The organism is Siccirubricoccus phaeus (assembly GCF_008360935.1).
Classification (GTDB): Bacteria; Pseudomonadota; Alphaproteobacteria; order Acetobacterales; family Acetobacteraceae; genus Siccirubricoccus; species Siccirubricoccus phaeus.
In genome coordinates this window covers 25432-51599 of record NZ_SRXO01000005.1, presented here as the reverse complement: position 1 = coordinate 51599, position 26168 = coordinate 25432, and the positions used below count along the sequence as shown (strand labels likewise).

The 26168-nt window shown below is 71.5% G+C and carries 24 protein-coding genes; 10 read left to right on the top strand and 14 right to left on the bottom strand.

Annotation, left to right across the window (positions count from 1 at the left end; all coding sequences use genetic code 11):
* Positions 1–2 precede the first annotated feature (2 nt).
* Together E5N76_RS08650 and E5N76_RS08645 are read left to right on the top strand one after the other, a co-directional pair.
* Entirely contained in the window at positions 3–668 is a 666-nt protein-coding gene (locus E5N76_RS08650) for a molybdate ABC transporter substrate-binding protein (protein WP_149536894.1), read from the top strand.
* A 12-nt stretch (positions 669–680) separates the two neighbouring features.
* Positions 681–1559: a sulfurtransferase gene (locus E5N76_RS08645; protein WP_149536893.1), complete on the top strand. Its 879-nt coding sequence runs from the start codon at positions 681–683 to the stop codon at positions 1557–1559.
* 177 nt (positions 1560–1736) lie between these two features.
* On the opposite strand, the gene E5N76_RS08640 is transcribed toward E5N76_RS08645, so the two are convergent.
* Together E5N76_RS08640 and E5N76_RS08635 are read right to left on the bottom strand one after the other, a co-directional pair.
* Positions 1737–2693: a peptidyl-alpha-hydroxyglycine alpha-amidating lyase family protein gene (locus tag E5N76_RS08640; RefSeq protein ID WP_149536892.1), complete on the bottom strand. Its 957-nt coding sequence runs from the start codon at positions 2691–2693 to the stop codon at positions 1737–1739.
* Entirely contained in the window at positions 2690–3727 is a 1038-nt protein-coding gene (locus E5N76_RS08635; protein ID WP_235907632.1) for an alpha/beta hydrolase family protein, read from the bottom strand. The genes E5N76_RS08640 and E5N76_RS08635 overlap by 4 nt, the downstream gene beginning before the upstream one ends.
* A gap of 100 nt (positions 3728–3827) precedes the next feature.
* Between E5N76_RS08635 and E5N76_RS08630 the strand changes: the two genes are divergently transcribed.
* Complete coding sequence (locus tag E5N76_RS08630) at positions 3828–4577, top strand: VIT1/CCC1 transporter family protein (RefSeq protein ID WP_149536891.1); 750 nt, start codon at positions 3828–3830, stop codon at positions 4575–4577.
* Positions 4578–4671: 94 nt separating this feature from the next.
* Here the strand turns inward: E5N76_RS08630 and E5N76_RS08625 are convergent, their stop codons facing one another.
* The 3 genes from E5N76_RS08625 to E5N76_RS08615 all read right to left on the bottom strand — a co-directional run bounded on the left by E5N76_RS08625 (position 4672) and on the right by E5N76_RS08615 (position 8339).
* On the bottom strand, positions 4672–4959 hold the full coding sequence (locus E5N76_RS08625; protein WP_149536890.1) for a DUF3175 domain-containing protein: 288 nt from the start codon (positions 4957–4959) through the stop codon (positions 4672–4674).
* A gap of 346 nt (positions 4960–5305) precedes the next feature.
* On the bottom strand, positions 5306–6742 hold the full coding sequence (locus E5N76_RS08620; protein WP_149536889.1) for an amidase: 1437 nt from the start codon (positions 6740–6742) through the stop codon (positions 5306–5308).
* A gap of 352 nt (positions 6743–7094) precedes the next feature.
* Entirely contained in the window at positions 7095–8339 is a 1245-nt protein-coding gene (locus tag E5N76_RS08615) for a Zn-dependent hydrolase (RefSeq protein WP_149536888.1), read from the bottom strand.
* Between the two features lie 176 nt (positions 8340–8515).
* Here E5N76_RS08615 and E5N76_RS30985 point away from each other — a divergent pair, with 176 nt between their 5' ends.
* Complete coding sequence (locus tag E5N76_RS30985) at positions 8516–8824, top strand: nitroreductase family protein (RefSeq protein ID WP_187830065.1); 309 nt, start codon at positions 8516–8518, stop codon at positions 8822–8824.
* Positions 8812–9156, top strand: coding sequence for a nitroreductase family protein (locus tag E5N76_RS30980; protein WP_187830064.1), 345 nt, complete (start codon positions 8812–8814; stop codon positions 9154–9156). The genes E5N76_RS30985 and E5N76_RS30980 overlap by 13 nt, the downstream gene beginning before the upstream one ends.
* On the opposite strand, the gene E5N76_RS08600 is transcribed toward E5N76_RS30980, so the two are convergent.
* Together E5N76_RS08600 and E5N76_RS08595 are read right to left on the bottom strand one after the other, a co-directional pair.
* Positions 9157–10119: a Bug family tripartite tricarboxylate transporter substrate binding protein gene (locus E5N76_RS08600; RefSeq protein ID WP_149536885.1), complete on the bottom strand. Its 963-nt coding sequence runs from the start codon at positions 10117–10119 to the stop codon at positions 9157–9159. It abuts the gene before it with no gap.
* A gap of 422 nt (positions 10120–10541) precedes the next feature.
* A complete protein-coding gene (locus E5N76_RS08595; protein WP_149536884.1) occupies positions 10542–10979 on the bottom strand; it encodes a VOC family protein in 438 nt (145 codons plus the stop codon).
* Between E5N76_RS08595 and E5N76_RS08590 the strand changes: the two genes are divergently transcribed.
* Positions 10978–11274, top strand: a complete 297-nt coding sequence (locus E5N76_RS08590; protein ID WP_149536883.1) for a hypothetical protein — start codon at positions 10978–10980, stop codon at positions 11272–11274. The two genes, E5N76_RS08595 and E5N76_RS08590, sit on opposite strands and share 2 nt — an antisense overlap.
* 188 nt (positions 11275–11462) lie before the next feature.
* Here the strand turns inward: E5N76_RS08590 and E5N76_RS08585 are convergent, their stop codons facing one another.
* On the bottom strand, positions 11463–12584 hold the full coding sequence (locus E5N76_RS08585) for an aminotransferase class V-fold PLP-dependent enzyme (protein WP_149536882.1): 1122 nt from the start codon (positions 12582–12584) through the stop codon (positions 11463–11465).
* A gap of 54 nt (positions 12585–12638) precedes the next feature.
* On the opposite strand from E5N76_RS08585, the gene E5N76_RS08580 reads away from it, so the two are divergent.
* Both E5N76_RS08580 and E5N76_RS08575 read left to right on the top strand, forming a co-directional pair.
* Positions 12639–13472 carry an NAD(P)-dependent oxidoreductase gene (locus E5N76_RS08580; protein ID WP_149536881.1) on the top strand — a complete coding sequence of 278 codons (834 nt, stop codon included), beginning with the start codon at positions 12639–12641 and terminating at the stop codon, positions 13470–13472.
* A gap of 334 nt (positions 13473–13806) precedes the next feature.
* A complete protein-coding gene (locus tag E5N76_RS08575; RefSeq protein ID WP_149536880.1) occupies positions 13807–14139 on the top strand; it encodes a hypothetical protein in 333 nt (110 codons plus the stop codon).
* 528 nt (positions 14140–14667) lie between these two features.
* On the opposite strand, the gene E5N76_RS08570 is transcribed toward E5N76_RS08575, so the two are convergent.
* Both E5N76_RS08570 and E5N76_RS08565 read right to left on the bottom strand, forming a co-directional pair.
* Complete coding sequence (locus tag E5N76_RS08570; RefSeq protein ID WP_408021701.1) at positions 14668–15525, bottom strand: metal ABC transporter permease; 858 nt, start codon at positions 15523–15525, stop codon at positions 14668–14670.
* A complete protein-coding gene (locus E5N76_RS08565) occupies positions 15522–16304 on the bottom strand; it encodes a metal ABC transporter ATP-binding protein (RefSeq protein WP_149536879.1) in 783 nt (260 codons plus the stop codon). Before E5N76_RS08565 ends, E5N76_RS08570 begins: the two co-directional genes overlap by 4 nt.
* Positions 16305–16606: 302 nt before the next feature.
* On the opposite strand from E5N76_RS08565, the gene E5N76_RS08560 reads away from it, so the two are divergent.
* Positions 16607–17248, top strand: a complete 642-nt coding sequence (locus E5N76_RS08560; RefSeq protein ID WP_149536878.1) for a PEP-CTERM sorting domain-containing protein — start codon at positions 16607–16609, stop codon at positions 17246–17248.
* A 267-nt stretch (positions 17249–17515) separates the two neighbouring features.
* Here E5N76_RS08560 and E5N76_RS08555 read toward each other — a convergent pair whose 3' ends face one another.
* Both E5N76_RS08555 and E5N76_RS08550 read right to left on the bottom strand, forming a co-directional pair.
* Positions 17516–18469 carry a Bug family tripartite tricarboxylate transporter substrate binding protein gene (locus E5N76_RS08555; RefSeq protein ID WP_149536877.1) on the bottom strand — a complete coding sequence of 318 codons (954 nt, stop codon included), beginning with the start codon at positions 18467–18469 and terminating at the stop codon, positions 17516–17518.
* On the bottom strand, positions 18469–19365 hold the full coding sequence (locus E5N76_RS08550; RefSeq protein ID WP_149536876.1) for an NAD(P)-dependent oxidoreductase: 897 nt from the start codon (positions 19363–19365) through the stop codon (positions 18469–18471). The genes E5N76_RS08555 and E5N76_RS08550 overlap by 1 nt, the downstream gene beginning before the upstream one ends.
* 92 nt (positions 19366–19457) lie before the next feature.
* Between E5N76_RS08550 and E5N76_RS08545 the strand changes: the two genes are divergently transcribed.
* Positions 19458–20729 carry an MFS transporter gene (locus E5N76_RS08545; RefSeq protein ID WP_149536875.1) on the top strand — a complete coding sequence of 424 codons (1272 nt, stop codon included), beginning with the start codon at positions 19458–19460 and terminating at the stop codon, positions 20727–20729.
* A 145-nt stretch (positions 20730–20874) separates the two neighbouring features.
* On the opposite strand, the gene fzlA is transcribed toward E5N76_RS08545, so the two are convergent.
* Positions 20875–21543: an FtsZ-binding protein FzlA gene (fzlA, locus tag E5N76_RS08540; RefSeq protein WP_149536874.1), complete on the bottom strand. Its 669-nt coding sequence runs from the start codon at positions 21541–21543 to the stop codon at positions 20875–20877.
* An 89-nt stretch (positions 21544–21632) separates the two neighbouring features.
* Positions 21633–26168 carry a glutamate synthase large subunit gene (gltB, locus tag E5N76_RS08535; protein ID WP_149536873.1) on the bottom strand — a complete coding sequence of 1512 codons (4536 nt, stop codon included), beginning with the start codon at positions 26166–26168 and terminating at the stop codon, positions 21633–21635.

Genomic DNA, 26168 nt, shown 5'->3' with positions numbered 1-26168 from the left:
CGATGGCGGATCTGGTCCTGCTCTCCACCCTTGGCGTGGTCGGCGTGCTGCGGGAGGCGCTGCCGCGCTTCTCCGGCGCGGTGGATGGCCGCTACGGCCCCACCGCGGGGATGCTGGAGCGCATCCGGGGCGGGGAGCGCGGCGACGTCGCTATCCTGACCGCAGAGGGGATCGAGGCGCTGACCGCCGAGGGCGTGCTGGAGGCCGGGACGCGGGTGGACCTCGCCGCCTCCAGCGTCGGCATCGCCGTGAAGGCCGGGGCGCCGAAGCCGGACATCTCGACGCCGGAAGCATTCGTTGCGCTGCTGAAGGCAGTGCCGTCGCTGGCCTATTCCCGCGCCGGGGCCAGCGGCATCTATTTCGCCGGCCTGCTGGAAAGGCTGGGCCTGGCGGCGGAGGTGAACGCCAAGGCGACGATCACCCAGGGCTTCACCGCGGAGCGCGTGGCGCGCGGCGAGACGGCGATCGCCGTGCAGCAGATCAGCGAGCTGATGGCGGTGGAGGGCGTCGAGATCGTCGGGCCGCTGCCGCCGGCGCTGCAGACCTCCGTCATCTTCGCCGGCGCGCTGTTCGCCGAGGCGGCGCCGGAGGCGGCGGGGCTGCTGCGCTTCGTCGCCGAGGCCGCGACGCCGGCGCTGCTGCGGAGCAAGGGGCTGGAACCGGCCTGAGGGAGGAACGCCATGGCCGCGCATTACCTGCATCCAGAGGCGATCGTCGATACTGAATGGCTCGCCGCGCATCTTGGCGATCCGGCGCTGCGTGTCTTCGACTGCACCACCTATCTGCGCTACGAGACCGGCACCGGCCGGCCCTATCGCGTGGAAAGCGGGCATGCGGATTACCTGACGGGGCACATCCCCGGCTCCGCCTTCCTCGACCTGCAAGGGGAGCTGTCCGATACCAGCGCGCCGACCAATTTCATGATGCTGCCGCCGGAGGAACTCGCCGCGCGCTTCGCGTCGAAGGGCATCGGGGATGGCGCGCGCGTCGTGCTCTATGCGCGGAAGAGCCCGCAATGGGCGACGCGCATCTGGTGGATGCTGCGCGCCATCGGCTTCGACAATGCCACGGTGCTGGATGGCGGCTTCGACAAATGGGCGGCTGAGGGGCGGCCCATGGAGACGGCGGAGACGCGGTATGCGCCGGCGCAGCTTAGCGCGCGGCCACGCCCCGGGCTGTTCGTCGGCAAGGCGGAGATGCAGGCGGCGATCGGCGATGCCGCTGCCTGCTCCATCAACGCCCTGGCGCCGGATCTGCATCGCGGGGAGAATGACCGCTACGGCCGGCCGGGCCGCATCCCCGGCAGCGTGAACCTGCCGGCGGCGGCGCTGACCGATTCCGCCTCGCTGACTTTCCTCCCGCCGGAGCAGGTGAAGCAGCGCTTCGACGCCATCGGCGCGACGCCGGAGAAGCGCATCCTGCTCTATTGCGGCGGCGGCATCGCGGCGACGCTGGATGCGTTCCTGATGCACCAGCTCGGCTACCGGAACCTCGCGGTGTATGACGCCTCGATGAGTGAGTGGGCGAAGGACAGCTCGCTGCCGATGGAGACGGGTTGAGGGAGGGCTTTGGTTGCGGCAGTGCCGCACCCCCCCAAACCCCCACCTGCAAAGGGCCGAAGGGCCCTTGGAACCCTTGCGTTTTGGAACCGACGGTCGAGACGCCAAACTCATGGTTTCCAAAGGCCCTTCGGCCTTTGGCGGGGTGAGCTCGAGAGGGGCAGCGCCCCTCTCGACCTAGACTTTCCGCAGCTTCTGCAGGCTCCGCAGCCGCGCCGGCGGCGCCGCGCCAGCATTGTAGCGCGGCCAGGCAGTGTGGGAGACCTCCGCCACGTAGATGTCCCCATGGCCATCCACCGCCAGCCCATGCGGCGAGAGGAATTGCCCCGGCTCCGTTCCCAGCTCCCCGAACCGCCCCAGCAGCTTCCCCTCCATGTCCAGCACGGAGATGCGCGGCCCGAGATTGGGCGCCTTGATGTTCACCGCCAGCGCCGGCCCCAGCTCCCCCACATAGCAGCAGGGGCATTTCCCGCCGCCGAGGAAGAGCGAGCAGGGCCGGTGGAGGTTGTTCCACTGCCCCTGATACCTCCCCTTGCCGTCGAAGACCTGCACCCGGTGGCTCTCCCGGTCCGCCACATAGACGAAGCCGGCGGCGTCGCAGGCGATGTTGTGCGGCAGGTTGAACTGCCCCGGCTCGCTGCCGGAGCCGCCCCAGGAGAACAGGTGCTTCCCCTCCGGCGAGTACTTGTGCACCGCCGCATTGCCATAGCCGTCGGAGATGTAGATGTCCCCCTCCGGCGAGAGCGCGGTGTGGGTGCAGCGGTTGAAGGGCTTCCCGGACATGTAGGGGGCGGGCTTGCCCGGCAGCCCGATGGTCAGCAGCACGCGCCCGTCCAGCGTGCATTTCCGCACCGTATGGTCGCCGTCATCCGTGCACCACAGCGTGTCGTCCGGGCCGAAGAACAGGCCATGGGCGCGGGTGAAGACGCCCTCGCCCCAGGAGGTGAGGAACTTCCCATCCCGGTCGAACACCACCATCGGATGGCTGCTGCGGTTGAAGGCATAGACGCGGTCCTGCCGGTCCACCGCCACCGCCGCCGTGTCGTGCAGCGCCCAGCCCTCCGGCCATTCGCCCCAGCCGGGAACGGGTTCGTAGCGCCATTCGCCGCTGCCCAATGTCGCCGTGCCGCTCATCGCATCAGCCCCTTCGCTGCCATCCAGCCCTGGACGCGCGCGGCGATCTCGTCGCTGTTCGTGTCCATCATCAGCATGTGGGAATTGCCGCGCACGCCCTCGGCCGGCAGGTCCAGCGTGTCGGCCACGCCACCGGCCTCGCGGATGCGGGCCTGCCAGCGCTCGATATTCTGCCGCACCCGCCCCCAGAAGGGATGCTGCGCCACGTAATCGCCCCACACCACCAGATGCGGCACGCCCTTCACCCGCGCCGCCTCCGCCGCCTCGCCCGGCGCGCCGGAAGGCTCCACCGCGATCAGCGCGCGGATCCTGTCCGGGGCGTTCAGCACGGCGTTGAAGCCGAAATTGCCGCCCTGGCTGTGCACGACCACCACGCAGGGGCAGACCGCCTGCACATAGGCATCATAGGCCGCCTGGATCTGCCGGTCCGTCGTCGCCCAGCGCGGCACCCCCTGCTTCATGAACTGGTCCCAGGCAGCGATCGGAAAGCGGCTTTCCGCATGTGCCACGCGCCGCGCCGGGTCGCGGTTCCAGCCATTCGCCTCGCCCAGGCGGAACAGCCCCCAGCCCTCGCCCAGGGTGCGGAACACCGGCTGCCCAGGCAGGATCTCCGGGAAACGCGCCCAGCCGGAGCGGCCGCGCTCCATGGCGTCCGAGACATAGACATCATGCCCGGCGCGCAGGAAGAACATCTGCCAGCCCGGGCGGCCATCCGGCGTCGTCTCCCAGGTCACGCCGGTCAGCCCGCCGCCATGCCAGAGCAGCAGCGGGAAGCGGGCGCGCGGATTGGCCAGCTTCACGTACTGCGCATACATCTGCTCCACCTGGAACTCGCCATTCGGGTCCAGCATCACCGGCGGCGCCCCGGCGGAGAAACTCATTTCCTGCTGCGGCAGGCCGGAGAGGGTGGCGATGCGGCCGCCGACATGCAGGCTGCCGATCTCCCGCACCTCCAGCGGCGCCTGGGCCCAGGCGGGCATAACGGCGGCCGGCACCGCGGCGGCAAGCAGCGCCGCCATCACCCAACGCATCATCGGGCGTTCCCCCCATCTTGGTTTGGCCCCAGCCTGCCACCGCCCGGCCCGGGCGGGAAGCGCGCTGGCGGCGCGGGGGCGGAATGGCGTAGAGAGCCGCATGGTCAGCACCGCCACCCTGCCGCCCAACCGCGAGGAATTGCCGCCCCCGCCCCCCGGCCCGCCGGAAGGCGAGCAGCATTTCACCGCCTCAGAAACCGTGCGGGACCTCGTCATCGGCATGGCGGACGGGCTGACGGTGCCCTTCGCCCTGGCCGCCGGCCTCTCCGGCGCCGTTGCCGCCAACCCGCTGATCGTCACCGCCGGCCTCGCCGAAATCGCCGCCGGCTGCGTCGCCATGGGCCTCGGCGGCTACCTGGCGGCGCGCACCGATGCGCAGCACTACCGGGCGGAGCAACTGCGGGAGGAAGCCGAGATCCACGCCTGGCCAGACCGGGAGAAATGGGAGGTCGCGGCCATCCTCCACCGCTACGGGCTGCGCGGGGAGGTGCTGAAGGGCGCCACGGCGGCGATCGCCAGCGACCGTCGCCGCTGGGTGGATTTCATGATGCGCTTCGAGCTGGAGCTGGCCGAGCCGACACCGGGCCGCGCCGCGATGAGCGCGGCGACCATCGGCGGCGCCTATGTGGTGGGCGGGCTGATCCCGCTTTCCCCCTACATGCTGATGGAGGAGCCGCAGCGGGCGCTCCTCATCTCCTCCCTCCTCACCGGCGTCGCGCTCTTCGGCTTCGGCTGGCTGAAGGCGCGGGCAACGGGGCTGCCGGCGCTGCGCGGCGCGGCGCAGACGCTCGGCATCGGCGGGTTGGCGGCGGGGGTGGCCTATGTGGTGGCGAAGCTGGTCGGCGGGTAGGGCGTGACCGCCTGGGCCGCGCGGTCAGCCGCCGCGCGACGCAGGCGGCGGCCAGCGCGCCGGCGGAGGCAGCCCGCCCTGGCGCCGCCGGGCCTCAGCGCGGCTTGCGCCCGAAGGCTTCGCGCAGCTTGTCCTTCGCCCGCTCCAGCACCTGCTTCTGCCGCGCCGGCAGGTTCCGGCCGGCGCGGTTGATGTAGAAATTCAGCATCGACATCGCCGATTGGAAGGGGCTGGCCTTGCGGCGGTCGCTCTCCTCCGCCGAGTGCTTCAGCGAGCGGGCGATCTTCGCCGGATCCCGGCTTTCGAAGACATGCGGCTCGAGGTCCATCGCATTGCTGTGCTCGGTGACCTCGCCCGACCATTTCTGCTGCGTCCTGGCCATGAGGGCATTCCCTGCCTGCCCCGGATCACTGCCCGGGAGGAGGTGAACCGCCCGGGCGGGGCGCGGGTTCCCTGCCCCCCTCCCCGCCCGGGCGCTGTGCGTCAGGCCCGCGTCACGGCCACTTCCAGATCGTCGGCCGGCGCCGCCAGCGTGCCGTTCGTCGGCCGGTTGAAGCGGGCCAGCAGCGCCAGCAGGTCAGCCTGCAGCGCCGGCCCGTACCGGTCGCGGAAGATCGGCAGCGGCGGCTGTTGGCGCCGGAGTGGCGCGCAGGCGCAAGGGATGCGGAATGGGTCGAGCTCCGGCGCCTTGTTGGGTCGCGTGCTTCACGCTTGCGGTTGATGCAGCCTCAAGCGATCACGCTCTCGCCCATGCGCTGCCAGAGCGTCTGCGACAGGGTGCCGAGCCGGTCCTCGATGGCGATCATCGCGTCCACCACCGCATCCTCGCGCCAGCGGCGGCCGAAGAGCTGGACCGCGATCGGCTTCGGGCCTTCGGGGATTTCCCCCAGCCGCACCGGCAGCACACCGGCCGGCAGGCCGAGATAATTGCCCAGCGTCGACCAGAAGGCCTGCCCCATCGTCGCCCGCAGCCCTTCCGCGCCTTCCGCGTCGCGGCCCGGGGCATAGAAGGGCTGCGGGAAGAACGGCGCCAGGAAGAGCGGGTATTCCGCCATGAGCACCGACCATTGCCGGGCGTAGAAGGTCCGGCGGGCGAGGATCTTCAGGAACTCCGCCATGCCGACCGCCGGCGTGCGGCGGTAATTCTGCTCGAACACGTTGACGATCTCGGGCGAGCCGTATTTTTCGATGTCCTCCGCCATCAGATGATAGCTCTCGGTCATCAGCGCGGTCCTGCCCTCGAAGGCGATCTCGCGCAGCGAGGGCGGCGCGACCTCCTCGACGACATAGCCCGCCTCCACCAGCGCCGCCCTGGCCTCCAGCAGCGCCTTCTCCACCTCCGGGTGCAGCGGCAGGTCGAGCACCTCCAGGCTGAAGCCGACCTTGATCGGCGCTGCCAGCGCGGCGCCCCGCCAGGGGAGCGGGACGTGGAAGGGGTCGCGCGCATCGGGCGCGATCATCGCCGGCATGGCGAGATGCAGGTCGCGGGCCGAACGGACGAGAAGCCCCTGCGCCGACATCTGCTGGGCCAGGATGCCGCGTTCGGCGGTTTGCGAGGGGTTGTAGACGGGAACCCTGCCGACCCCGGGCTTGATGGTCGCAACGCCATTCCCCGCCGCCGGAAAGCGCAGGGAGCCGCCGATGTCGTTGCCATGCGCCAGCGCGCCGATCCCGGCCGCCACCGCCGCACCGGCGCCGCCTGACGACCCACCGGCGCTGACATGCCTGCCCCACGGGTTCCAGGTGGCGCCGAAGAGCGGGTTGCTGGTCTCGCAGCGGCGCGAGAATTCCGGCACGTTGGTCCGCCCGATCACCACGGCGCCGGCATCCAGCAGGTTCTTCACCAGCGGCGCGTCATCCGGGGCGATGAGGTCCTTGAATGCCGCGACGCCGTTCGAGCTGGCCTCTCCCTTCTGGTCGATATTGATCTTGATCGTCACCGGGATGCCGTGCAGCGGGCCTTTCGGGCCGGGCGCGGCATCGAGTGCCCGGGCGCGCGCCAGCGCCGACGCCGACAGATCGGTCACCACGGCGTTGAGGGCCGGGTCGACCGCCTGCATGCGGTCGACCGCGGCCTGGACGGCTTCCGAGGCGCTGACCTCGCCGGATTGGATCAGGGCGCCGAGTTCCGTCGCGGAGAACTGCCAAAGCGGGCGGGACGTCATGGCGGGCCGGACACTCCTACTGTGGGGCAGCCGAGACTCATCCGACGGGCGGCATGGGCCGCGCGAGCCCGATGGGCATGTCTGCTGCGGTCGGCGGTGCGGGAGTTTCTTCCCGGCATGCGGGGCGGCGTCAAGCCAGACCTGCCCGGCGTTGCGGCGGGCAGGACCCGGCCCTGAGCGGGGCAGTCGATGGCTTGTGCCGCTCCGTCAGCCGCTCCGCCCCGGCATCCTCGGGGACGATCGCAGCGCCGGGCGCAGAAGGCGCCGCGCCGGCCCCGCGGCCGACCATCCCGAGGGGCCAGGCATGCCCCGCCGGCTGCGCGGTGCTCGCCGCCGCGTCAGGCCGTGCCGGTCACAGCGTGCGGTTCGCCCGCGCCAGCACCGCCTCGAACAGCACCTGGCAGCCGGCCTCCGCCTCGCCCGGCTCGATGCTCTCCGCCTCGTTGTGCGAGAGCCCGTCCTTGCAGGGCGTGAAGATCATCGCCGTCGGCACGCTGCGCGCGACATACACCGCGTCATGCCCGGCGCCGGAGATGATCTCCCGCGCCGGGAAGCCGAGCTTCGCCGCCGCCTGGCGCACGAGGTCCACACAGCTCGGGTCGAAGGGCTGGGCGGGGATGCGGAACAGCTCCTCCAGCTTCAGCTTCGTGCCGCAATCGCGGGCGATGAAGCCGGCCTCGCGCGGGAATTGCGCCGCCAGCTTCTCGATCTCGGCAAAATCCGGGTGGCGGAATTCGACGCTGAACCGCACCTCGCCCGGCACCACGTTGCGGCTGTTCGGCAGCACATGGAGCTGCCCCACCGTGCCGCGGCCATCCTCGCCGCGGGCGCGCATCATGCGGTCCACCAGGTCGATGACGCGGGCGGCGCAGACCAGCGCATCGCGCCGCGCCGAAGGCGGGGTGGTGCCGGCATGCGCGTCCTGCCCCGTCACCACCGCGTCGTACCAGATTTGCGCCTGGGCGCCGGTGACGATGCCGATCTGCTTGCCCTCCTTCTCCAGGATCGGGCCCTGCTCGATATGCAGCTCGAAATAGGCATCCGCGGGGAAGGGCTTCGCCGGATGCTCGCCCTTGTAGCCGATCCCGGTCAGCGCCTGCTCGGCCGAGACGCCCTCCACATCCTGCAGCGCATAGACCTTCTCCAGCGGATAAATGCCGGCCCAGGCGCCGCTGCCCATCAGGGAATGGCCGAAGCGGCTGCCTTCCTCATCGGTCCAGTTCACCAGCTCGATCGGCGCCTCGGTCTGGATGTTCAGGTCATGCAGCGTCCGCATCACCTCGAGCCCGGCGATGACACCGAGCGCGCCGTCGAACTTCCCGCCCGAGGGCTGGCTGTCGAGATGCGAGCCCAGCAGCACCGGCAGCCGCTTCGGGTCGCGCCCCTCCCGCCGGGCGAACATGTTGCCGATGGCATCGACCCGGACGGTCAGCCCCAGCGCCTCGCACCAGCCCCGGAAGCGGTCGCGGCCTTCCTTGTCCACCTCGGTCAGGGTCAGGCGCCTCACCCCGCCCTTCGGCGTGGCGCCGATCTCCGCCATGGCCATCAGGCTGTCCCACAGCCTTTTGCCGTCGATCCGCTGGTTGGTGCCGCTCATCCCCGCCGGTCCCGTGCTCGTCAGGCCGCGCCCTGTAGCCCGAATCGGCCACCGCCGGAACCGTCTGGCCGCCGCCGCCGGGGCGTGAGAGGCTGGCACGGGTCGCCGCAGGGCGGCAGCGCCCGGGGCACGCCCCGTTCGGCATGCCGCCCGCGACGCAAAGGGAGGCACCCGCCATGGCCGAGGCCCAGGACATCTTCCACATCCTTCACACCACCCGCGCCATGCGCCGGCTGAAGCCGGACCCGGTGCCGGACGCGCTGATCGTGAAGATCCTGGAAGCCGGCACCGCCGCCGCCAATGGCGGCAACACCCAGCGCTGGCGCTTCCTGGTGGTGAAGGACAAGGCGAAGAAGGAAGCGGTGCAGCGCTGGTACAAGAAGGCCTTCGACGAGGTCATCGGCCCCCGCTACGCCAGCAGCGCCCCGCCCCCGGCGTCAGCAAGGAGCGCTACCAGCGCCAGTACGCCGCCGTGGAATACCTGACGGAGCATTACGCCGAGGCGCCGGTCTGGATCGTCGCCTGCCTGGAGGAGCCGAAGCCGAGCCGGATGTCCGGCGCCTCCATCTACCCCGCGGTGCAGAACATGCTGCTGGCGGCGCGGGCGCTCGGCCTCGGCAGCACGCTGACGACGCGGCATTTGCTGTTCGAGGCGGAGGCGGAAGCCGCGCTCGGCCTGCCGCCAGGGGTGCACAGCTACGCCATCCTGCCGATCGGCTGGCCGATGGGGAATTTCGGCCCGGTCGGGCGGGGCAAGCTTTCGGAATTCGTCTTCCTCGATGAATGGGGCAAGCCCTGGGACGCGCTGGAGGGCTGATCAGCCGGGCTTCGCCCCGGCGCGAGCGATGAGGCCGGCGATGCGCGGCAGCTCCTCCTGCAGGAAGCCGGCAAGCTCCGCCGTGCCCATCTGCGGCCAGAGCACGGTGCCGGTGCCTTCGAAGAATTCCTGCACCTTCGGGTCCTGCATCGCCTCCCGCAGCGCCGCCGCCAGCCGGGCGACGGTCTCGGGCGGCGTGCGCGGGGCGGTGAAGAGGGCCGCCCAGGGCACCAGCTCGGCGCCGGGCAGCCCGGCCTCGGCCACCGTCGGCACCTCGCCCGCCAGAGGGACGCGGCCATGGTCGGTCACCGCCAGGGCGCGCAGCCGCCCCTCCCGCACATGCGGCAGGGCGGTGAGCGGATAGTCCCAAATGACATCCACCCGCCCGGCGATGACGTCGTTCAGCGCCTGGGTGCCGTTGGCGTAGGGAATATGCGTCAGCTTCGCCCCGGTCGCCTGCTGCAGCGCCTCGCCGGCGAGGTGCGGCGAGGTGCCGACGCCGGAGGAGGCATAGGTCAGCGTCTCCGGCGCCGCCTTCGCCGCCGCCACCAGCCCGGCCAGATCGGGCCAAGGCTTGCCCGGCGCGCTGACGATGAGATGCGGCGAGGCGCCCAGCCCATGCACCGGCGCCAGGTCCCGTAGCGGCTGATAACGGAGATTGGGGTAGAGGGCAGGCGCCGCGGCAATCGGCCCCTGGCTGCCATAGAGCAGGGTCAGCCCGTCCGGCGCCGACCGCGCCACCGCCTCCGCCCCGATGGTGCCGCCGGCCCCCGGCCGGTTTTCCACCACAATCTGCTGGCCGAGGCTTTGGGCCATGCGCTGGCCGGTGATGCGGGCCGCCGTGTCGGTGATGCCGCCGGCGGCGAAGGGCACGATCCAGGTGATGCTGCGAGCCTGAGCTTGCGTCAGGGCAGGCAACGCCAGGGGCGCCGCCAGCAGCGCGCGCCGCGCGAGGGTCGGCATTCGCGTTTCCTCCGGGTTTTCCGGCAGGCTAGAGCAGTTTCACGCTGACTGTGCAGCGCGAAACCGCTCTAGTGTCCCGATTCCGAAGTCCTGCGGACTTCGGTCTCGGGCCACTGGCTTTTGTTTTCAGTGGCCTGCTTGTCCGCTCCGTTCGCTGGAAATCCAGCGAACTTCGCGGGCAGGACACTAGCTTATGGATTGTAGAGCAGAGTCACGCCTCCGGGCGATGCCGCCCCCCGGCGATCTGCTCTAGAGCGTGATCGGTTGAGGTCGAATCGACCGAAGCCGTGAATCACGCGACCGAACAATGAGCTAGAGCGGGGCGGGTGAGCGCAGCTCAACCGATCCCGCTCTAGGGCATCTCGCCTGCCGGTTGGAATGGCGGATGCCGCCGTTCCCGCCCGAACGAAACGCGCCGCCGGCTACCAGACCGGCCAGAGCCCCGGCGTCGCCAATTCCAGCAAATGTCCGTCCGGGTCGCGGAAATAGAGGCTGATGCTGGCCTTTCCTCCCCTGGGCGGCCAATCGGTGCGGCCCTCGATGGCGATGCCCGCCGCTTCCAGCCGCGCCTGCCAGGCGGGCAGATCGGCCGCCGCCACGGAGAGGGCGCAATGCAGCGGGCCATGCCCGTCATGCGGCGGGATGGTGCCGCCGGGCAGGTGCACCGTCTCCGTGGTGCTGCCGCGCAGGAAGACCAGCAGGGCGCTGCGGCCGCCGACCGGATAGGCGGTCAGCCGCTCATCCGTGAACATCGGCGTGAGGCCCAGCTTCCCCTCGTAGAAGGCCCGGGCGCGCGCCATATCCGCGACGTAGAGGGCGGTCTCCAGCACGCCTGCCAGCGGCGGGGCTTCTGCATCCATGCGACGGCGTCTCCCTTCAGCCTTCCCTATAGCGCGCTTCGGCCGCCGCGGTGCCCTGCTGGCACTATGGCTGTGGGCCAAGCCGGCGGGGGCGGAGACGCCGCCGCGGGCACCGCCGCCGGAGGAGTGGCAGAACCGGCTGGACCGCTGGTGGGACCGCCAGCGGGAGAAGGAAGCGGCGGACCGCTTCTGGAACGGGCCGCGCGAGGCGCGGCGCAACCTGACGCGGGACCAGATCGAGCGCTGGGAGGCGGATCGCGACCGCAGGCTGCGGCGGCCGAGATACCCGTTCTGAGCCTCCCCCCTGGCGGGCAGGGCCGGGGGGAGGGTCCGGCACTACCCGAGGCCGAGGGCACTGCGCGCCAGCCCCGCACGCAGCGGGCGCAGCCCGGGCTGGGCAGTCCGGCATTGCGCGGGCCTGCGGCACTGCCACCCCGACCCTCCCCTGCCCGCCGGGGAGGGCATCGCTGCCGCGGCTCCCCGTCACCCCCGCCATTCTGCCCGCAGCGCGTCGAGGATGCGGCCCACCTCGCCCAGCGCGTTGTAGCCATGGAAGCTGAAGCGCACCCGCCCGCGCCCATTCCAGGCCCAGATGCCGCGCCCATGCAGCGCCTCCGCCAGCCGCGCCGCATCGGGGATGGCGATGCAGACGCTGGCGCCATGCCGCGCCGGCGCCGCCGGGGTGGTGCTCGGGATGCCGAGCTCCGCCAGCCCGGCCAGCAGCGACGTGGTCAGCGCCTGCACATGCGCCGCCACCACCCCGGGCGGGAACCCCGCCAGATAGTCCAGCGCGCTCTCCAGCACATAGACCGCGGCATGCGCCGGATTGCCGCGGCAGAACCGCATCGCATCCGGCACCAGCTTCAGCCCCGCCGCATAGTCCGGCCGCGCCATGGAGGCGAGGGAATGCCACCCGGCCGTGCTCGGTGCCCAGCCCGGCTGCCGCGCCCGGTTCCAATAGGCCACCGCCGTCCCGGTCATGCCGAGCTGCCATTTATAGGTCGCGGCGAAGGCGAAATCCGCCAGGCGCGGGTCGATCGGCAGGTAGCCGGCGGCCTGGGTGTGATCCACCAGCAGCAGCGCCCCCACGCCATCGGCCAGGGCCCGCAGCGGCGCCAGCGCGTACCGCTCCCCGGTCAGGTAGGAAACGTGGGAGACGGCGATCAGCCGCGTCCGCCCATCCACCGCCGCTGCCACCGCCGCCGGGTCGTTCATTCGTGCCGGCCGCACCTCCACCTTCGGGTGGCGCTGCAGCGCCAGCGGCCCGACCAGGGAGGGGTATTCATCCGGGTCCAGTACGGCATTGTCCCCCGCCCGCCAGTCGAGGCTCTCCACCACCATGGACGCCCCTTCCGCCACATGGGCGCAGAAGCCGATATCCGCCGCCGCCACCCCCCAGGCGGCGGCCAGCTTCTCCCGCGCCCGCCGCACCACCGCATCCTGCGCGTCGCGGCCGGGCGGGCCGTTGGACTTGTCCGCGGCGTAGCGCAGCAGGGCGGCATCGTGGCGGTGCAGGAAGGCCGTCTCGCCCCCGGCGCAGACATGCACGATGCCGGCGGGGATGCGGAAGGCGGCGGGATCGAAGAGCGGCGTCTCGGCCGTCATGGCGGTGTCTCCGAAGGGCGCTACAATCGGGGGGCAAGTGGAGGAGGCCCCAGCATGCCGAGCATTGCCATCCTCGCCCAGGGCGCCATGGGCGCCGGCATCGCCCGCCGGCTGACGGAGCGCGGCGCCACGGTGCTGACCAGCCTCGCCGGCCGCAGCGCCGCCAGCGCCCGCCGCGCCGCCGAGGCCGGGATGCGGGACGCCATGCCGGCCGCGCTGGCCGGTGCGGACATCTTCCTCAGCATCCTGCCCCCGGCCGAGGCGCGCGCCACGGCGGCATTCCTGGCCCCGGCGCTGGCGGCCGCGCCGCGCAAGGCGGTGTTCGCCGACTGCAACGCCATCAGCCCGGAAACGGCGCGGGAGGTGGCGGCGGTCATCGCCCCCACCGGCGCGGCCTTCGTCGATGGCGGCATCATCGGCGGCCCGCCCCGGGCGGATGGCTACACGCCGGTGCTCTACGTCTCCGGTGAGGCGGCGCCGCTTCTGCTGGCGCTGAACGAATGCGGCCTCGATGTGCGCGTGACGCCGGGGGGCATCGGCGCCGCCTCGGCGCTCAAGATGTCCTATGCCGGCATCACCAAGGGGCTGGTGGCGCTCTCCTCCGCCATGCTGCTGGCGGCGACGCGGGGCGGCGCGGCGGAAGGGCTGCGGGCGGAGCTGGAACGCAGCCAGCCCCAGCTCCTCGCCTGGTTCCAGCGCATGGTGCCGCCGATGTACGACAAAGCCTATCGCTGGGTGGGAGAGATGGAGGAGATCGCCGATTTCACCGGCCCGCAGGCGGCCGGGATCTATCAGGCGATCGCCGAATTCTACCGCGGGATGGCCGCCGACCGGGCGGGGACGGGGCTGGAGGCGGCGGCTCTCGACGCCTTCCTGGGGCGGAAGTGAAGACGGGGGCTCCGCCGCCAATGCCCCCGGCAGGGGGCGCTGCTCCCTGCACCCCGCACGGACGAAAAGCTCCCCCCCCGACCCGGCCCTGAGTCGGCAGGCTGGGCCATCGAGCCTGGAACCGGGCCTTGCGGCGGAGATCGCGCGCTGCCGCCGGGCCGGAGCGGGAGACCTGCTGCGCCTCCGCGGACTGCCCAGGCGCTGCGGCAGCCGGCCGGGGATCGTTCGCCTCACGCCATCGTCACCGCCCGGCTCCGATCCGCCGGCATCCCGCCATAATCCGGCCGGTTTCGGCGCCTTATGTCAGCGGCAAGACCCATAGGAGGGTCCTGATATGAAACCTATCCTTCTGGCCGCCGCCGCGGCGGTTTCCATCGCCACCCTGGCCCCGGCCGCGCAGGCGGAGGGCTGGCATCGTGGCCGGGGCTGGGGTCCGCCTGGCCATTACCACCATCACCATGGCGGGAATGGCGGCGCCGTGGTGGCCGGGGTGCTGGGCGGGCTGGCGCTGGGCGCCGTGGCCGGCAGCCTTATCGCCCCGCCGCCGCCTCCGCCGGTGGTCTATGCGCCGCCGCCGCCCGTGGTCTACGCCCCGCCCCCGGTCGTCTATGCGCCGCCTCCGGCCTACTACTATGCGCCGCCCCCGCCGGTGGCCTATCGCTGGTAACCGCAGCCGGCAGCTCGCCCCGGCCAGGATGCGCGGGTGACGCTGCCGCCAATGGCGGCAGGGCCTCTGCCCGGGGGTCCGATACCCCAGGACAGGGCCGTATCCGATCAGGTGGAAGCGCCTGATCGGAGTTCGTGGTTCAGGACTGTCATGCTGACGATGCCGGCGTGCGCCGCTCCGCCGCCGGGCACTGCCGCGTCGCTGGCGCGGTCAGCACCGTGCCGCACAGCGCGACGCGCGCCGCCGCCAGGGCGGGGCGGCAGCAGCCCGCCCGGCACCGCCAGGGGCGGGGCGGCGGCCGGTGCCAGCGCGCCCGGGGCGGCCTGGGGGTTGCCCTGCCCGCCCCGGCCGGGGCCGCTTCTGGTCTCTCCTCTTCCGGCATCGCGCGTCACGCCCCATGCAGACAGGTCCCCCGGCGCCTCCGCCGGCACCGGGAAGCCCTGCTCCGGCGCGCCGAGCGGCGGCGGCGGCGGCACAAGGTCACCGGAGCGCGCCGCCAGCCAGGCGAACCGGGGGCCGAGCCCCTTCCTACCCTTCCAGATGCCGCCGCCGCAGCTTCGCGACAAAGCCCTCCACCGGCCCAAGCACGACGGAGAGCGCCCAAAGCCCCCCCGCCACCAGCACCACCGCCGGCCCGGCCGGCAGATCTTCATGGAAGGAGAGCAGCAGCCCGCCCACCGAGGCCAGCACCGCCAGCCCGACGGCAGCATAGACCATGCCCCCCACCTGCCGTGCCCAGTGCCGCGCCGCGATGGCCGGCAGCATCATCAGCCCCACCGCCATCAGCGTGCCCAGCGCCTGGAAGGCGGCCAGCAGGTTCAGCACCACCAGCGCCAGGAAGCCGAGATGCCAGGCGGCACCCCGCGCCCCCACCGCCTGGGCGAAGCCGGGGTCGAAGCATTCCAGCACCAGCGGCCGCCAGGCCAGGGCGAGCGCCGGCAGCGTGACCGTGGCGCTGCCCGCCATCAGCAGCAGCGCGGCATCATCCACCCCCAGCACGCTGCCGAAGAGCAGGCTGGTCAGCTCCACCGCCCCGCCCCGCCAGGAGATCAGCGCCACCCCGGCCGCCAGCGCCACCAGATAGAGCGCGGCGAGCGACGCATCCTCCCGCCCCCCGGTGACGCGGGACAGCGCCCCCGCCCCCACGGCGACGGCCAGCCCCGCCACCAGCCCCCCCGCCGCCATGGCCGGCACGGAAAGCCCCGCCACCAGGAAGCCGACCGCGACGCCCGGCAGGATGCCATGCGCCAGCACATCGGCGGTCAGCGACATGCGCCGCAGCACCAGGAAGACGCCGAGCGGCGGCGCCGCCAGGGACAAGGCGAGGCAGCCCACCAAGGCGCGGCGGAGAAAGCCGTAATCGAGGAAAGGGTCGAGCAGGATCAGGCGGCGTCCGGCCGGGTGCAGGGGGCGGCCTCGGGGTCCCAGGCCTCCGGCATCATCCGGGCGCGCAGCCGGTTGGCGGCGGTCAGCACCTCGGTCGTCGGGCCCCAGCCCAGGCAATCCCGCGCCAGCAGCAGGGTCTCGGGGAAATCCCGCCGGACCAGCTCCAGGTCATGCAGCACGGCGATGATGGTGCGGCCTTCGCCATGCCAGCGATGCAGCATGGCCAGGAGATCGGCCGCGGTCCGGGCATCCAGCGCGTTGAAGGGTTCGTCCAGCAGGATGACGGGCGCATCCTGCAGCAGCAGCCGGGCGAAGAGCAGGCGCTGGAACTGGCCGGCGGAGAGGCTGCCGACCGGCCGGGTCTCGAAGCCGGCGAGGCCGGTGGCGGCCAGCGCCGCCCGCGCCTTCCGCCTTCCGGCGGCGCCGATGGCGCGGAAGCTGCCGGTCCCGGCCCAGAGGCCGAACATCACCACATCCAGGCAGGCGATGGGGAAGTGGCGGTCCAGCGCCGAGGCCTGGGGCAGCAGCGCCACCTGGCCGGCGGCGCCCTCGATGCGGCCGGCATCCGGGCGGTGCAGCCCGGCCAGGGCGCGCAGCAGGGTGCTTTTCCCCGCGCCGTTCGGGCCGACCACGGCGGTGAGGCTGCCCGGGGTGAAGCGCCCGCTGAGATGGTGCACCGCCGGATGGCGCTGATAGGAACAGGTCAGGTCGCGCAGCCGGATCTCCGGCACCGCCAGGCCCGCCCGCGCCTCCGCCCCCTGGCTGCCCGGCGCGCTCATGCGCCGAGCGCCCAGGCGGTGGCGAGCCAGAGCAGCGCCAGCAGCGCCGCCGCCAGGCCGAGCCGCGCGAAGGCCCCCGAGGCGAGGGCGAGTGGATCCTGAAGCTGGCGCATCATCAGTTATTTTATAACGTACAGGCCGGCGGCCGCAAACCCCTCGCCAGCCGGGCGGCGCGGGGGCGGTGCGGGACCGTCGGAGAAATTTACACCTACGGGACCTGGAATGGTTTCCATAAGTCGATTCAAGGCCCTAGGCGCTGGCACAGCCATTGCTTCCGAGCCGGTATCGTCGGAGGTACCGTAATGCGTCGCGTCTTTCTGGCCTCACTCGCTCTGCTGACCGGCGCCGCGCTGCAGGTGGCCCAGGCGGCCACGGTGGTTTACGACAATCAGGGCGCCTATCTCGCGGACCTCGCCACGGCCGGCTTCTCCAGCGGCCCGACGCAGAGCTATGACGGCATCACCCCGCCCGACAGCATCACCAATGTCGCCGGCTCCATCCTTGCCGGGGTGACCTACGGCACCGCCGGCCAGTCGGCGGAAGTCGCCCGCTACGTGGCGGATGACGGGCTGCAGATCTACGATTTCGGGACCGGCGCGGTGCTCGCGCTCAGCTTCCTGGGCGAGGCGGTGACGCTGAACTTCGCCCCGACCTACGGCTTGAGCGCCCGGTTCGGCACCATCTTCGACGCGGGCAGCTTCGTCCTGGTGACGATCAACGGCGACACCTTCCTGGTGCCCACCTCGGATAATGGTGGCCTGGCCTTCCAGGGCTTCCTCTCGGACACGCCCTTCACCTCCATCACCATCGCCGGCTTCGACTCGCTGCTCTCCGTGGTCGACGATCTGAGCCTCGCCGAGGCGGTCGCGGTGCCGGAGCCCGCCTCGCTGATGCTGCTCGGCGCCGCCCTGCTGGGCATCGGCGTCTCCCGCCGCCGCCACTGACGCCTTCCGACCCGCCGACCGGGGCCGCTGCCGCGACGCAGCGGCCTTTTTCATGTGCGGCGGTAGAAGGTGAATCCTTGTGCATGGGGCGCAGCCCGCCCCTGGCCTGTCAGAAAATTTTACACCTGGCCGGGGATGGGCAGGGCCTGAGCATCGTCTCCCAGGCGGGGATGGCCGGCGCCCGGCCGTGCCGCCTTTCCTTGCAGCCGCGTCGCGGGCCGGGAAGAAAGCGGCACGGCCGGCCCCCGCAAGGCGAGGCCGCGCCGTTCAGCCTGGCTCGATCCCGGCTTCCTTGGCGCGGCTGGTCAGCTCGCCGATCTGGGCCTGGAGGAAGGTCCGGAACCACTCGGGCTCCTCCGCCCGCGGCACATAGCCGAGGCGCGCCACCTTCTCGGCGAATTCCCCCTGGCGCAGCACCTTGTTCAGCGCCGCGTTGGCCTTCGCCACCACCGGCGCCGGCGTCCCCGCCGGGGCGGACATGCCGAACCAGAAGGTGAAGCCATAGCCCGGCAGCGTCTCCGCCGCCGCCGGCACGTCCGGCAGCAAGGCGAAGCGCTGCGGCGAGGTGACGGCCAGCGCCCGCACCTTGCCCTCGCGGATCTGCGGGGCCCCGGCCGGGATATCCGTCCAGGTGCTGTCGATCCGCCCGGCGATGACATCCGTCAGCGCCTCCGGCCCGCCGCGATAGGGCACGGCCGTCATCTCCACCCCGCCCATCCGGGCGAGGGTGGCGGAGGCGATGAGCGCGCTGGAATTGCCGTGGCTGAAGGTGAGCTGCCCGGGCCGCTGCTTCGCCAGGGCGATCAGCCCGGCCAGGTCCTGCGCCGGGGAATTCGCCGGCACCACCAGGATATAGGCGGTCTCCGCCACATAGCCGATCGGGGTGAAATCCTTCACCGGGTCGTAGGAGAGGCGCGGCACGGTGTAGGTGTTCAGCGCGCCATTGGTCACGCTCAGCACGCACCAGGTATGGCCATCCGCCGGGCTGCGGGCAGCGCTTTCCGTCCCCACCACGCCGTTGCCGCCGGGCCGGTTGTCGATGATGACCGGCTGGCCGAGCTCGCGCGTCAGCGGCTCCGAGAGGTGGCGCATCAGCGTGTCCGTCACGCTGCCGGCGGGGAAGGCGACGACCAGGCGGATCGGCCGGTCCGGCCAATTCTGGGCGCGAGCGAGGGCAGGCAGGAACAGCGGGGTGGCGAGCGCCACGCGACGGGTCAGCATCAACGGCGCTCTCCAAGGAAGCGATGGATTTCGGTGTTGTCGGCCTTCGGCCCCAGCGCGGCCAGGGCGTCGGTCCAGAAGGCGCGGCAATGCGCCAGGGCGCCGGCCGCCACGCCGGTCTCCTCGGCGATGCTGCCGGCGGTCTCCAGATCCTTCCGCATCAGGCCGAGCTGGAAGCCGCCCTGGTAGCGGCCGGGCAGGATTTCCTGCTTCACCTTGGTCTCGGTTGCGATGTTGCGGCCGGAGGAAGCGTTCAGCACATCGGCGAAGATGGCGAGGTCGAGGCCGGAGGCCTCCGCCAGGCGCAGCGCCTCGGCCGTCGCCAGCAGGCCGGCGGCATAGACGTAGTTGTTCAGCGCCTTCATGGCATGCGCGCTGCCCACCGCGCCGGTGCGGATCAGCGTCTCGCCCATGCCGCGCAGCACGGGCTCCGCCTTGGCATAGGCGGCATCCTCGCCGCCCACCATGATGGCGAGCGTCCCGGCCTTCGCCTTCACCACGCTGCCGGAGACCGGCGCGTCGATCAGCGCGGCGCCGCGCGCCGCGGCCAGGGCCGCCAGCCGCCGCGTCTCGCCGGGGCGGGAGGAGCCCATATCGATCACCACCTGGCCGGGGCGGAGCGCGGCGAGCAGCCCGTCCTTCCCTTCCGTCACCGCGGCGACCACGTTGCTGTCCGGCAGCATCAGCACGATGATGTCGGCGCCATCCGCCACCGCCGCCGGCGTCGCCGCCGCGGCCACGGCGCCGGGCGCGCCGCCCTCCGCCACCGCCTCGCGCGCCGCCGGGTTCGCGTCGCAGACCACCAGGCCGAAGCCCTGGCGCAGCAGGCTGCGCGCCATGGGCAAGCCCATCATCCCCAAGCCGATGAACCCTACCGGTCCGCTGCCCTGCGGCATCCCAACCCTCCTCGAACGTCGCGGCGGTTTTGGCGCCGGTGGCGCGCGCTGGCAAGATTGCGGTGCAGCATGGGAATGCTACCGTGGCAGTGATGGCCGAAGCGTCGCCCAGCTCCGTCACGCCGCCCTCTGCCATGCCGGCCTGGGTGGCGCCGCTCGCCGCCACGCTGCTGATGCAGGCCGTGGCCTCCGCCCTGTGCCAGACCCTGCCGGTGATCGCGCCACTGCTGACGGCGGAGGCCGGGCTGGCGCCGGAGAGCATCGGGCCGCTCACCGCCGTCACCGCGGCGGGGACGGTGCTGTTCCTGCTGTTCGGCGGCGCCATCCTGGCGCGGTTCGGGCCGGTGCGGGCGCTGCAGATCGGCATCGCGATCGCCCTGGCGGGGCTGCTGCTGACCGGGTTCGGCACGCCCTTCGCGCTGATCGCCGCCTCGCTGCTGCTCGGTATCGGCTATGGGCCGACGCCGCCGGCGGGCAGCCGCATCCTGGCCGCCACCGCGCCGCCGCGGCACCGCACGCTGATCTTTTCCGTGAAGCAGGCGGGGGCGCCGCTGGGTGGCTCGCTGGCCGGGCTGCTGGCGGCGCCGATCGCCGCGGCCTGGGGCTGGTTCACGGCGGTGCTGCTGGTCTCCGCCGGGGCGGCGGTGGCGCTGCTCGCCATCCAGCCACTCCGCGCCAGGCTGGATGCGGCGCGGGAGCGGAGCCGCGCCGTCTCGCTCACGGCGCTGCTCGGCCGCGGCAATCTCGCGGCACCCTTCCGGGCGCTGCGGGTGGACCGGATGCTGCTGCCGCTCAGCCTGCTCGGCCTCGCCTTCGCGGTGACGCAGGGCTGCCTCTTCACCTTCTGCGTCTCCTGGCTGGTGGAGGTGCATGGGCTGGGGCTGGTGGCCGCCGGCAGCGTCTTCGCGGTGCTGCAGGGCACCGGCATCTTCGCCCGCATCCTGCTGGGCTGGCTGGCCGACCGCACGGGCCAGGCGACGCGCAACCTGGTGTGGCAGGGCTACGCCGCGTCGCTCTGCGTCGTGGCGCTGGTGGCGCTGCCGGTGGGGGCGGGCCTGCCCTGGCTGATGCTGCTGGCGGTGCTGAATGGCGGGCTCTGCGCGAGCTGGAACGGCATCGTCATGGCGGAGATCGCCCGGCTGGCGCCGCCCGACCACATCTCGGACGCGACCAGCGGCTCCACCCTGCTGGTCTTCTGCGGCTATGTCGCGGGGCCGGCGGGGTTCTTCGCCCTGGTGCGGGCGAGCGGCGGCTGGGACTGGCCCTTCCTGCTGGTGGCGGCGCAATTGGCGCTGGCGGCGGGGCTGATGGGGGTGAGGCTGCGGCGGCCGGTGATGCCCCGCCGCGTCCGCGCCAGCCCCTGACCCCTGCCCTGCCGCGGCTTTGCCGCGGCAGGCTGTGCGAGGCGCCGGTCGTCCGGCCTGAAAGGGCGCCATGGCGGCGCGCAGCGCCCGCCTGGGGCAAAACCCGGGGCCCCCATGGCGCTGCGCAGCAAGGTCATGGGGAGTGTCAGAAATCCGGATCGGCGTAATGCGCCGGCGGCGTCATGCCGCTGACGCGGTCCGCCAGCAGCGGGCGGAAGGCGGGGCGGGACTTGACCCGCGCATACCACTCCTTCGCCGCGTCGTTCAGCGACCAATCCACCTCCCCCATATAGTCGAGCGTCGAGAGATGCGCGGCGGCGGCGAAATCGGCGAGGCTCACCTGGTTGCCGGCCAGCCAGGCGCGGGTTTCCGCCAGCCAGCCGAGATATTCGAGATGCGGCTTGAGGTTGGCGTAGCCGGCGCGGATCGCCCCCGCATCGGGATTGCCGCGGCCGAGCAGGCGCTTGAGCTGCTTCTCATAGTACAGGTTCTGGGTGACCTCGGCATTGAACTTGCCGTCGAACCAGGCGGTCAGCCGCCTTGCCTCCGCCCGCTCCGCCAGCGTCCGGCCATAGAGGCTGAGGTCGGGATAGGCCTCATCCAGATATTCGCAGATGGCGGCGCTGTCGGCGATGGCGAGGCCGGTCTCCTCCACCAGCACCGGCACGGCACAGGCGGGGTTGAGATCGAGGAATTCCGGCCGCCGGTCCCAGACGCGCTCGATCCGGAGCTCGAAGGGGATGCGCTTCTCGGCGAGCGCGAGGCGGACCTTGCGGCAGAAGGGGGAGAGCGGAAGGTGATGAAGAATACGCACGCTGCCGCTTATGCCACCATGCCGCGGGTGCGAAAAGCAGCGGCGGGGCGGCGGGCGGGGAAATACCTCCCCGCCCGCCGCCCCCTGCCCTACTCGGCCGCCACCGCCGCCGCTTCCTGCATCGGCTGCGGCAGGTATTTGGCGTATTCCTTCGGCACCACATGCCAGAAGCGGTCGCGCTCCACCTGCCAGTCATTCAGCAGGCGGGCGGCGAGGCGGGAGCCCGTCTCATCCGCATGCCGCTGCACCAGCGCCTTCAGCACCCCCTCCCAATACGTGGAAGCCAGGCGCGACCAGAGCAGCGTCTCCGGGTTCAGCCGCTTCTCGAAGGTCTCGTCCGCGTCGTAGAGGAAGGCCATGCCGCCGGTGAAGCCGGCGCCGAAATTATCGCCCACCGGCCCGAGGATCGCCACCGTGCCGCCGGTCATGTACTCGCAGCCATTGGCGCCGCAGCCTTCCACCACCGCGGTCGCGCCGCTGTTGCGCACGGCGAAGCGCTCGCCCGCCTGGCCGGCGGCGAAGAGCTCGCCCGCCGTCGCGCCGTAGAGGCAGGTGTTGCCGATGATGGTGTTCTCGTTCCAGACCAGGGAGGAGGAGGGCCCCGGCCGCACCACGATGGCGGCGCCGGAAAGCCCCTTCCCCACATAGTCATTGGCGTCGCCGAACACCTCCAGCTTCAGCCCGCGCACCGCGAAGGCGCCGAGGGACTGGCCCGCCGTGCCCCGCAGGCGCACCGTCAGGTGGCCCGGCTGCAGCCCGGCCATGCCGAATTTGCGGACGATGCGGCTGCTGATCTTGGTGCCGATCGCCCGGTGGGTGTTCCGGATGTTGTAGGCAAGCTGCATCTTCTCGCCGCGGTCGAAGAGCGGCTGGGCGTCGCGGATCATGTCCGCGTCCAGCGTCTCCGGCACCTCGTTGCGGCCCTCCAGCGTGCAATAGGCGGCGTGCGGGCCGGCATCCGCCTTCACCAGCAGCGGGTTGAGGTCGAGATCGTCCAGATCCTCCGAGCCGCGGCTGACCTGCTTCAGCAGCTCCGTCCGGCCGATCACGTCGGTGAGTTTCCGGAAGCCGAGGGCGGCGAGGATTTCCCGCACCTCCTCCGCCACGAAGCTGAAGAGGTTGATGACCTTCTCCGGCGAGCCGGTGAATTTCTGCCGCAGCGTCTCGTCCTGGGTGCAGACGCCGACCGGGCAGGTGTTGCTGTGGCACTGCCGCACCATGATGCAGCCCATCGCCACCAGCGAGGCGGTGCCGATGCCGAATTCCTCGGCGCCGAGCATGGCGGCGATGACGACGTCGCGGCCGGTCTTGATGCCGCCATCGGTGCGCAATTTCACCCGATGCCGCAGCCGGTTGAGCTGCAGCACCTGATGCGTCTCCGAGAGGCCCATCTCCCAGGGCAGGCCGGCATATTTGATGGAGGAGACCGGCGAGGCGCCGGTGCCGCCGGAATGGCCGGAGACCAGGATGGCATCCGCCTTCGCCTTGGCCACGCCCGCCGCGATGGTGCCGATGCCGCTGCGCGAGACCAGCTTCACGCAGACGCTCGCATCCGGGTTGATCTGCTTCAGGTCGTAGATGAGCTGCGCCAGATCCTCGATGGAGTAGATGTCGTGATGCGGCGGCGGCGAGATCAGCGTCACGCCCGGCGTCGAATGCCGCAGCCGGGCGATCAGCCCGGTGACCTTGAAGCCGGGGAGCTGGCCGCCTTCGCCGGGCTTGGCGCCCTGCGCGACCTTGATTTCGATCTCCCGGCAATTGTTCAGGTATTCCGCCGTCACGCCGAAGCGGCCGGAGGCGATCTGCTTCACCGCGCTGTTGGCGTTGTCGCCATTGGCCCGCGGCCGGGCGCGGGCCGGGTCCTCGCCGCCCTCGCCGCTGTCGGAGCGGGCGCCGATGCGGTTCATCGCGATGGAGAGCGTCTCATGCGCCTCGGGGCTCAGCGCGCCGAGGGAGATGCCGGGCGCCAGCAGGCGCTTGCGGATCTCAGTGATGCTCTCCACCTCCTCCAGCGGCACCGGGGTGCGGCCCTCGCTGCGGAAATCCAGCAAATCGCGCAGCGCGACGGGCGGCAGCTTGCGCACCGCTTCGGAGTAGCGCTTGAAGATGGCGTAGCTCTCCGTCTCCACCGCCCGCTGCAGGGTGTGGATCAGGCTGCCGTCGAAGGCGTGGTTCTCGCCCCGCTTGCGCAGCTTGTAGAGGCCGCCGACCGGCAGGGTCACCACATCCGCATCCCAGGCCCTGGCGTGCAGCGCCAGCACGCGGCGGGCGATGCCGTTGAGGCCGATGCCGGAGATGCGGCTCGGCGTGCCGGGGAAGAACTCGTTCACCAGGGCGCGGGAGAGGCCGATGGCCTCGAAATTCATGCCGCCGCGATAGGAGGAGAGGACGGAGATGCCGAGCTTCGACATCACCTTCAGCAACCCCTTGTCCACCGCCTTCTTGTAGCGGGCGACGCAATCCGTCAGCTTCATCTCGCCGAACAGCCCGCGCCGATGCCGGTCGGCGATGCTCTCCTGCGCGAGATAGGCGTTCACCGTGGTGGCGCCGGCGCCGATCAGCACCGCGAAGTAATGCACATCCACGCATTCCGCGACGCGGACATTCAGGCTGGTGAAGGTGCGCAGCGAGGTCTTCACCAAATGGGTGTGCACGCCACCCACGGCGAGGATCATCGGAATCGGCGCCCGCTCCGGCCCCTGATGCTCATCGGTCAGGACGATATGGGCGCAGCCGCTGCGCACGCCCTCCTCCGCCTCCCGCCTGATGCGGTCGAAGGCGCGGCGGAGGCCGGCGGCGCCTTCCGCCACCGGGAAGGTGCAATCCACCTCCCAGGCGCTGGCGCCCATATACTGGCGCATGGCGGCGAATTCGGCATTGGACAGCACCGGGCTGTCCAGCATGAGCATGTCGCACTGCGTCGGGTCCTCGTCGAGGATGTTCCCGAGATTGCCGAGCCGGGTCTTCAGCGTCATCACCCGCGTCTCGCGTAGCGAGTCGATGGGCGGGTTGGTCACCTGGCTGAAGGTCTGGCGGAAGTAATGGTGCAGGCCGCGATACTGGCCGGAGAGCACGGCGATGGGCGTGTCGTCGCCCATGCTGCCGATGGCTTCCTGCGCTTCCTCCACCATCGGGTGCAGGATGGTCTCCAGCTCCTCCAGCGTGTAGCCGACGGCGAGCTGTCGGCGCCGCAGCTCCTCGCCGCGGAACAGCTCCGGCTCCTGCCCATCCGCCTTGACGATGCCGTCGATGCGGGTGGTGCGCTCCGTCCATTGGCCGAAGGGCTTGCGGGCGGCGAGCAGATCCTTCAGCGCGGCGTCGCTGAAGAATTCCGCCGCGTCGAGATCGACGCCGATGCACTGGCCGGGGCCGACGCGGCCCTTGGCGACGATCCGGTCCTCCGAGAGCTTCACCATGCCGGTCTCGGAGCCGACCACCAGGAGATGGTCGGCGGTGACGGTGTAGCGCAGCGGGCGCAGCCCGTTGCGGTCCAGCCCGGCAATCACCCAGCGCCCATCCGTCCCCGCGATGGCCGCCGGTCCGTCCCAGGGCTCCATCACCGCATTGCAGTAGAGGAAGAGGTCGCGATGCGCCGCCGGCATGGTGGCGTTGTTGCCGAGGCTCTCCGGGATCAGCATCGCCTTGGCCATGGGCGCGTCGCGGCCGCCGCGCACCAGCAGCTCGAAGACATTGTCGAGCGTCGCGGTGTCCGAGCCGCCCGCCTGCACCACCGGCTTGATCTCCTCCAGATAGGGATCGAGCAGCGGATGGGCAAGCCGGGTCTCGTGCGACTTCATCCAATTGGCGTTGCCATGCACCGTGTTGATCTCGCCGTTATGCGCGATCATCCGGAAGGGCTGGGCCAGGCGCCAGGTCGGGAAGGTGTTGGTGGAATAGCGCTGATGGTAGATCGCGAAGCGGCTGACGAAGCGCGCATCCAGCAAATCCGGGTAGAATTCCGTCAGATGCTCCGCCAGGAACATCCCCTTGTAGATGAGCGAGCGGCAGGAGAGGGAGCACAGATAGAGCTCCGGGATCTGCGCCGCGATGGCCTGCTTCTCGATCCGCCGGCGGATGACGTAGAGGTCGCGCTCATAGAGCGCAGCGTCGCGCTGCTCCGGGTCATAGACCAGGATCTGCTCGATCTCCGGCCGCGTGGCATTGGCCTTCTCGCCGATGCACTCGACATTGATCGGCACCTGGCGCCAGGAATAGATGGCGTAGCCGGCGGCGAGGATCTCGCTTTCGACGATCTGCCGGCAGCGCTCCTGCGCGCCGAGATCGGTCTTCGGCAGGAACACCATGCCGACGCCGATGCGGCCGGGCTGCAGCCTATCGCCGCCGCGGCGCACCACCTCGGCGAAGAAATCCTGCGGGATCTCGATATGGATGCCGGCGCCGTCGCCGGTCTTGCCATCGGCATCCACGGCGCCGCGGTGCCACACCGCCTTCAGCGCGTCGATGCCGGCCTGCACCACCTCCCGCCGCGGCTTGCCGTCCAGCGCGGCGACCAGGCCGACGCCGCAGGCATCGTGCTCGGTGAGGTCGATATGGGCGGCCGCCAGCGTCGCCGTGTTGTCCAGGAAGCCCTCGACGAAAGCCTGGCCGTTCTCGTGCTCGCTCAT